This is a genomic window from Bartonella sp. CR84HXZ (assembly GCF_042194535.1).
In the GTDB taxonomy this organism is placed as follows: domain Bacteria; phylum Pseudomonadota; class Alphaproteobacteria; order Rhizobiales; family Rhizobiaceae; genus Bartonella; species Bartonella grahamii.
In genome coordinates this window covers 1-515 of sequence record NZ_JBHIMY010000135.1, presented here as the reverse complement: position 1 = coordinate 515, position 515 = coordinate 1, and the positions used below count along the sequence as shown (strand labels likewise).

Genomic DNA, 515 nt, shown 5'->3' with positions numbered 1-515 from the left:
CCTGGCACCCAGCACCCATAGAATCCCCCCGAACTAACCCTGACCCCTCTCCTTTCTCATCCCCCTTGCCCTAACCCTACTTCTAATAATATAACCTATTACCCCGAGTGATCTCAATCACAATATATACACCCACAAATAATGTCCAACCAGCAACTACCACCAACCAACGTCCATAATCGTACAAAGCACCAGCACCAATAGAATCCCCCCGAACTAACCCTGACCCCTCTCCCTCAAAAATCACCCAATCCCCCATGCTATTAAAACTAACTACCACCACCCCATCAGAACTTGAGACCCATAAAACTAATCCTGCCTCCATTATTAAACCCACCAAAAGACCCCCTAAAACCTCGAACCCCGAACCCCATGTCTCAGGATACTCCTCAATAGCTATCGCTGTAGTATAGCCAAAAACAATTATTATACCCCCCAGATAAATTAAAAACAACATCAGACCTATATAGGCCCCCCCAAAACCTAAAATTACCATACAACCAACCACACCACTA

At 45.4% G+C, this 515-nt stretch carries 1 protein-coding gene; it reads right to left on the bottom strand.

All coding sequences use genetic code 11. The annotated features are described in order from the left end of the window. Nucleotides 1–82: 82 nt before the first annotated feature. A partial coding sequence (locus ACFIKD_RS09795; RefSeq protein WP_375647959.1) for an NADH-quinone oxidoreductase subunit J occupies nt 83–515 on the bottom strand: 433 nt, incomplete at its 5' end.